The sequence below is a fragment of the Arthrobacter sp. 05L45_2 genome (genome assembly GCF_056397525.1).
Window position 1 is genome coordinate 1 of record NZ_JBFTNO010000165.1, and the last position, 7,104, is coordinate 7,104.

Consider the following 7,104-nt stretch of genomic DNA (forward strand, 5'->3'; position numbering starts at 1 on the left):
TCCGTGGATCGCGGGCGGGAGGTGACCCCGCGTTGGCTGGAGAATGTTTAGTCCAGGTAGTCGCGCAGGACCTGTGAGCGCGACGGGTGCCGCAGCTTGGACATGGTCTTGGATTCGATCTGGCGGATGCGTTCGCGCGTGACGCCGTAGACCTTGCCGATTTCGTCTAAAGTCTTCGGCTGTCCGTCGGTCAGCCCGAACCGCATGGCAACGACGCCGGCCTCGCGCTCGGAGAGCGTGTCCAGGACCGAGTGCAGCTGCTCCTGCAGGAGGGTGAAGCTCACCGCGTCGGCCGGGACCACGGCCTCGGAGTCCTCGATGAGGTCACCGAATTCGGAGTCGCCGTCCTCGCCCAGCGGGGTGTGGAGCGAGATCGGTTCGCGGCCGTACTTCTGGACTTCGACGACCTTTTCCGGGGTCATGTCCAGCTCGAGGGCCAGCTCTTCCGGCGTGGGTTCGCGGCCGAGGTCCTGCAGCATCTGGCGCTGGACGCGGGCCAGCTTGTTGATGACTTCGACCATGTGCACCGGGATACGGATGGTGCGGGCCTGGTCGGCCATAGCGCGGGTGATCGCCTGGCGGATCCACCAGGTGGCGTAGGTGGAGAACTTGAAGCCCTTGGTGTAGTCGAACTTCTCGACTGCACGGATCAGGCCCAGGTTGCCTTCCTGGATGAGGTCCAGGAACAGCATGCCGCGGCCGGTGTAGCGCTTGGCGAGCGAGACCACCAGGCGGAGGTTGGCCTCCAGGAGGTGGTTCTTGGCGCGCTTGCCGTCGTGGATGACGAACTCGAGCTCACGCTTGAGCTTGGGTTCCATGGAGCCGTCGTCGGCCGCGATCTTCTCTTCGGCGAACAGGCCGGCCTCGATGCGGAGGGCCAGGTCAACTTCCTGCTCGGCGTTCAGCAGGGCGACCTTGCCGATCTGCTTCAGGTAGTCCTTGACGGGGTCGGCCGTGGCGCCGGCGGACATAACCTGCTGCACGGGGGCGTCGTCGTCGTCGGCGTCTGAGTAGACGAAGCCGGAGCCGGTGGTGGCGGTCGCGGACTTGCCTGCGGCCTCGTCACCGTCCTCCGTCAGCTCGGCGGCGTCGGGGGCCGCCTCATCGAGGTCCTCATCGGCGTCGACGTCGTCGGAGTCCTCATCGCGGGACTTGTTTGCGGCTTCTGCCGCGGCTTTGGCGCCGGGCTTGGGCCCGCGCTTCTTGGGCTCAGGCTTGGCGACTGCCGAGTCGGTGTCATCGCCCGCTGCGGAGGCTGCGTCTTTTGCTGCCTTGTTGGCTGCACGCGTGGCGGCACGCTTGGCGTTAGCCGCGGCCTTCTTCTCCTCGGGAGACAATACGGCCTGGTCGGCGGGTTCCTTCTTCGCGGAAGACGGGGTCACAGAAAACCTTTCTAGCGGCGGTCTGTGGAATCACCATACGGGCAACACCACTATGACCCTGTCAAGTCCGCGTTTGACATCAGGCGCAAATCACGTCCGGCAGGGCCACTTAGTAGAACTGCCGGGGCGACCGTAATGTTCCCTGTTTCCAAGGTTCGCTACACGCACTCGATACACGGACCCAACCGGGTCTCGCCAACCATTGTCTCACGATTTTCCGGATCGGGCCCTCGGGCCTCCCGCCATGATGGAATATAAGCGCCCGGCTCAGGCGGCATCGGGGTCGAACTTCTGCCAGGCGGCCTCCTTCCGCCGCGCCCATCCGCACAGCGTTCCCCGGCGGCCGAGCTCGGCCAGCAGTTCCGCCAGGCGGTACCCGGGCAGCTCCGCGACGGCGCCGGCGAAGAGGGCGTCCGCGAAGGATCCCCGGCCCCGGCACCATTCGATCCATCCCCGGGCGGTGAGGGCCGCGGCGCGGGCTTCTCCCCCGCCGCTGTTGCCCAGCCGGACCAGGGTCCCCTCAAGGTGAGCCAGCCGGGTCCAGTCGGGTACCCGGGGCTGGAGCCCGAGGAGCACATCCCCGTAGCCGGGCGGGTCCATTCGCCGCGCTGCGGCCCCGGCGGGCGCATCGCGCGGCGCCGCCATGGCCTCCGGGAATCCCGTGAAATCCGGTGCCGGGACTGGCCGGCCGGGGCCCGCATCGAACATGCCGAACTGCTCGGCACCGGCTTCGGCGGCATCACGCCCGGCCGCGGCCATCACCAGGACCGCGTCACGCCAAGCCGCGACGCACAACGTGGCCCGAAGGTATCCGGCGAGCCCCGCCGGCAGCGCGGGCGGGATCGCCGACAGCTCGGCCCCGCCACCAAGAACGCGCTGCCACATATCCAGTACGGCACCGAACTGCGCACGGTCCCGCCATCTTCCTGAGAACTCCCGCGACCACCGGTCCTCGGCCGCCAGTTCCTCCGGGTCGTCCGCGGGCGGGTGGGCCCGTACGGACGTGCCGGGCGCCGCCCCGATGCTGCTGCCCCGGAAAACCATCTCGGCGTTGAGGAGGCTGTTCCGGATGTCCTCGACGGGCCGCCCCGGCGGGGTGCAGCACGAGGGGTCCGTGCAGAAGGCGTTGCGCCAGTACCGCTCGCCGACCACCCAGGCGTCCCGGACAGGGAGCCCGGCCCGGCCGAGGGTTCGGTCGAGTGCCCGAAGGAGCCGGTCCAGCGCCGCGGCATCGGGACGGTCCCCGCCGTCGTTGTCTGGAGCATCCCCGGCCTCGTCCGCAATACCGTCAGTTGACGTGCTGCCGGGCGCGCCTTCAAAGACAGCCAGCAGGCTGCCGTCGGCGTCCTCATCCGCCACCAGGTAGTCGCGGACCGTCCTGGCAAAGGCGGCCGGGCCGCCGCCCCGGCAGCGCGAGGCCGGCGGGAGGTCGACGCGCAGTGTTGCCCCCAGGCGATTGCCCTGCAGGGTCATGGCGACCAGGCTGTTGGCCGGCCAGTAGCCGAGGGAATGCGGAATGAACCCAAGGATGTCCTCGGGGCCGCTGATCTTCAGATGGTCGGGAGCTGTCATAGGGCCAGCCTCGTCCGGGCCGGCCGGCCGCGTTAGCCCGGAGCTGCCGTATGTGGACAACCGCCCTCACAGAACGAGAGGGAGCAACACGGCCAGCGCCCAGGCGCGCCCGCGCCAGTACACCGAGTCAGGGTGTGCGGCGGCGTTCCGCGGCAACCCGGCGTTGCTCGGCCAAGGCCTTCAGCAGCGGCGGGACAACGACACCCTGCGCCGCCATCTGCCGGCGCACCTTGCGCCGGATGATGAGGATGGCCACGGCGCCCCCGCCGAGGATCAGGAACTGCACACTCAGCGCGATCCGGAAGGCGTCCAGGCTGTAGAGTCCCTCGGGCGAGAATCCGCCCAGGTGCAACGCGTCGAGGGAGAGCCCGATCAGGAAGATGGACATCAGGGCCGCGATGAAGCCACCCACGTTCACAATGCCGGTGGCCGTCCCGATCCGGTGCGCCGGGTTGAAGGTCCGGGCGAAGTCGAAGCCGATCATCGAGCCGGGCCCGCCGATGGCCAGCACCACCACCAGGCCGGCCAGCAGCCAGAGCGGAGACCGGCCGGGCTGGAGCAGCACCGCGGCCCACGCGGCGGCCGTGGCGGCGGAGATCAGCAGCACCATGGTGGAGCGCCGCAGCGGGTGCCTGGCCACGAACCGGCCCATCAACGGTCCGGCCGCGATCGCCGCAGCCACGTAGAGCGCCATCAGCGCGGACACGGTGGCCGGGCTGAGTTTCTGGGCCGAGATCAGGAACGGGTAACCCCAGGTCATGGCGAAGACGGTGCCGCTGAACTGGACGGTGAAGTGGCTCCACAGGCCCAGCCGGGTGCCGGGCTGCCGCCACGCCCGGGCCAGGGAGACGCCGGTGGCGCGCAGGCCTTGGGACGGTTCCGGCGCGGGGTGGCCCGGCGGCAGGTCCTGCAGCAGCAGGACCACCAGCACGACGGCGAGCCCTGACATTCCCGCCAGGGTCAGGAAGGCCGGGGTCCAGCCGGCTGAGTGCAGGATCAAGGCGAACGGCACCACGCTGAACAGCTGTCCGAGCTGGCCCGACATGCCGGTCAGCTGGGTGAGCAGCGGCACGCGGGAAGGCGCGAACCACAGCGGGAGCAACCGGATCACGGCGATGAAGGTCATGGCGTCGCCGGCGCCGACGAGGACCCGGCCCAGGACGCCGCCGGGGATGCCCTCGGCGAAAGCGAGTTGCAGTTGGCCGAGACCCATCAGCAGGGCGCCCCCGGCAATCATGGCGCGGGAGCCGAACCGGTCCACCAGCACACCGACCGGGATCTGCAGGCCGGCGTAGACCAGCAGTTGCAGGACGGTGAAGAAGGAAATTTCGGCGGCACTGGCGTGGAACCGTGCGGTGGCTTCCAGGCCCACCACGCCAAAGGAGGTGCGCTGGCTCACAGCCACCAGATACGCGAAGACCCCGACGATCCAGATCAGCCAGGCGCGGGGGGAAGTCACTCCCCTATTATGCCCCGCGCGTCATAAATAGTATTTATTCGCCGGGATCTTTACGGGCAAGGTACGCCTCAACAGCGGCACCGAGCGCGTCGGCGTTCGGCAGTTGGTCGTTCTCGTCCGCCAGCAGGGACCGGCGGACGGTTCCTTCGGCCTTCTCGTCGTAGCGGGTTTCCAGCCGGGAGACCACCTGCTGCACTTCTTCGGAGGCGTTGATCTGTTCGGCGATCTGGCGGCCGACTTCCCGTCCGGCCTCCCGGAGCCGGTCTGTCGGCAGCATCAGCGCGGTAGCCGCGCCCAGGTATTCCAGGCCCGCGACGGCGGCGGTGGGGTACTCGGCTTCGGCCAGGTAATGCGGGACGTGGATGACGTAGCCGGCGATGTTGCGTCCCGCCTCGACCAGTCGCAGTTCGAGGAGATGGCCGACGGCGGAGGGAACTTCCACGGTGGGCTTCCAGACCGAGATTCCCTCGATCAGCTCCGGCCGGTTGCCGTGGACCGTCACCCCGACCGGGCGGGTGTGCGGCACCGGCATGGGGATGGAGTGGATCCAGGCCGCAATGTTGACGTCCAGTTCCTTCACGATGCCCACCACGGCGCGGGCAAACCGTTCCCATTGCAGGTCCGGCTCGGACCCGGCCAGCAGCAGGAACGGATTCCCCAGGCCGTCCGTCAGCCGGTACAGTGCCAGCCGCGGGGCCTGGTAGTCCTGCAGGTGGTCTTCGACGAAGCTCACCTGCGGGCGCCGGGACCGGTAGTCCATCAGCTGGTCGGCATCGAACTCGGCGACGAGTTCGGAATCCAGGGTGTCAAGCAGTTCCGCGGTGATCTGGCTGACCACGTGGCCCGCGTCCGCGAAGCCGGTAAAACCCATCAGCAGGTTCAGCCCGCGCAGTTCGGGGCTGCGGAACAGCGCGTCATCACGGACGTAGAGCGTTTCAGGGTCCAGCAGGGAGCCGGAAATCCGTTCCATCACGACGTGTTCCTCTCTCGGTAGCAAAGGGGGCGGCAGTGCCGCCGCGGCGGGCACCGTGGCCGCTGCGGGCCGTGTGCCGATACCACCTACAACGCGCGGCCAGCCGGGGTAATTCCTGCCCCAACTGTGTGCCAGCTCTCATTAAATTGAACTCCGGCACCGGGGAGAGACTACGATCGGAACTGGCCTTACAGCTGGCCTTGCAGACACCGGGATGCGTGCAACGCCGACGGTGGCGCAGGTACCCATGGCAGGGCGCCAAACATGCAGTTCCTGCCGAAATATCATAGAGAATTGAGGACTGTCCTCGTGGTCAAGAATACCGAAGTCAAACTGAGCGCGGTCAGCGGAGACCTGAAAAAGTCCCCGTCCGATGCCCTCGTCGTTGGCGTGGGACAGGGCACCGACGGCCCCGTCCTGCTGGAAAACCCGCTCACGGCCAAGGCAGCGGAGGCGCTGGCCGAATCCCTCAGCGTCCTCGGCCTGACCGGCGCCGCAGACCAGGCACACCGCCTTCCGGGCCTGCCTGAGGCCGGCGCATCCGTCCTGGTCCTCGCCGGTGTTGGCAAGGTCTCCGCGGGCACCCCCATCGCGGAAGAGGCCCTGCGCCGCGCGGCCGGCTCGGCTGTGCGCCAGCTTGCCGGCGTCGCCACCGTCACCCTTGCGCTTCCGACGCCGGACCTCGCCGCCGTCGCCGCCGTCGCCGAGGGCGCCGCCATGGGCGCGTACTCCTTCAATGAGTACCGTTCCACCAAGGACGGCCTCAARGAYCCGGTCAAGARYGTCCGSATCCTCACYGACTTCGCCRCGGACAAGGCGCTTGCGCCCGTCCTGGAGCGCGCCTCCCTCATCGGCAAGGCCGTCAACGCAACCCGCTCCCTGGTAAACCAGCCGCCGAGCCACCTCTACCCCGAGACGTTCGCCGACGCCGCCAAGGAACTCGCCAAGGGCCTGCCGGTCAAGGTGACGGTCTGGGACGAGAAGCGCCTGGAGAAGGACGGCTACGGCGGCATCCTCGGCGTGGGCAAGGGCTCCACCCGGCAGCCGCGCCTGGTCAAGGTCGAATACGCCCCCGCCAAGGCCACCGCAAAGATTGCCCTCGTAGGCAAGGGCATCACCTTCGACACCGGCGGAATCTCGCTGAAGCCGCACCTCGGCATGGGCGAGATGAAGAGCGACATGGCCGGTGCCGCCGTCGTGCTCAACACCGTCCTGGCCCTCGCCGAACTGGGCCTGCCGGTCAAGGCCACTGCGTGGCTGTGCATCGCCGAGAACATGCCTTCCGGTGCCGCCCAGCGCCCCGCTGACGTCCTGACCATCTTCGGCGGCAAGACCGTCGAGGTCCTGAACACCGACGCCGAAGGCCGGCTGGTCATGGCGGACGGCATCGTCGCGGCCAGCCAGGAATACCCGGACGCGATCATCGACGTCGCCACCCTCACCGGCGCGCAGCTGATCGCCCTTGGCGACCGCACCGCCGGCGTGATGGGTTCGGATTCGGTCACCAGCGCACTGAAGGCCGCCGCGGACCGCGCCGGCGAGCTGGTGTGGCCGATGCCGCTGCCCGAGGAACTGCGCCCCAGCCTGGACTCGCAGGTGGCGGACATCGCCAACATCGGCGAACGCCACGGCGGCATGATGACCGCGGCGGTGTTCCTGCGCGAGTTCGTCGGCAAGGGCAAGGACGGCGAGCAGATCCCGTGGGCCCACATCGACAT

At 68.6% G+C, this 7,104-nt stretch carries 5 protein-coding genes; 1 reads left to right on the top strand and 4 read right to left on the bottom strand.

Translation table 11 applies throughout. From position 1 onward, the window contains the following. Positions 1-47: 47 nt before the first annotated feature. From AC1DHD_RS12345 to AC1DHD_RS12360, 4 genes are all read right to left on the bottom strand, one after another. Entirely contained in the window at positions 48-1,382 is a 1,335-nt protein-coding gene (locus tag AC1DHD_RS12345; protein ID WP_476879994.1) for an RNA polymerase sigma factor, read from the bottom strand. 267 nt (positions 1,383-1,649) lie between these two features. Continuing rightward, positions 1,650-2,954 carry a DUF4192 family protein gene (locus tag AC1DHD_RS12350; protein ID WP_476879995.1) on the bottom strand — a complete coding sequence of 435 codons (1,305 nt, stop codon included), beginning with the start codon at positions 2,952-2,954 and terminating at the stop codon, positions 1,650-1,652. A 127-nt stretch (positions 2,955-3,081) separates the two neighbouring features. Continuing rightward, positions 3,082-4,413 carry an MFS transporter gene (locus tag AC1DHD_RS12355; protein WP_476879996.1) on the bottom strand — a complete coding sequence of 444 codons (1,332 nt, stop codon included), beginning with the start codon at positions 4,411-4,413 and terminating at the stop codon, positions 3,082-3,084. A gap of 34 nt (positions 4,414-4,447) precedes the next feature. Further along, entirely contained in the window at positions 4,448-5,386 is a 939-nt protein-coding gene (locus tag AC1DHD_RS12360; protein ID WP_476879997.1) for a proteasome assembly chaperone family protein, read from the bottom strand. A gap of 309 nt (positions 5,387-5,695) precedes the next feature. Between AC1DHD_RS12360 and AC1DHD_RS12365 the strand changes: the two genes are divergently transcribed. Continuing rightward, positions 5,696-7,104, top strand: a 1,409-nt coding sequence (locus tag AC1DHD_RS12365) for a leucyl aminopeptidase (protein WP_476879998.1), incomplete at its 3' end; no start/stop codon positions are given.

Excerpts from the sequence above, each read along its gene's own strand:
- AC1DHD_RS12350 (WP_476879995.1), bottom strand. The coding sequence starts at position 2,954 with ATGACAGCTCCCGACCATCTGAAGATCAGCGGCCCCGAGGACATCCTT.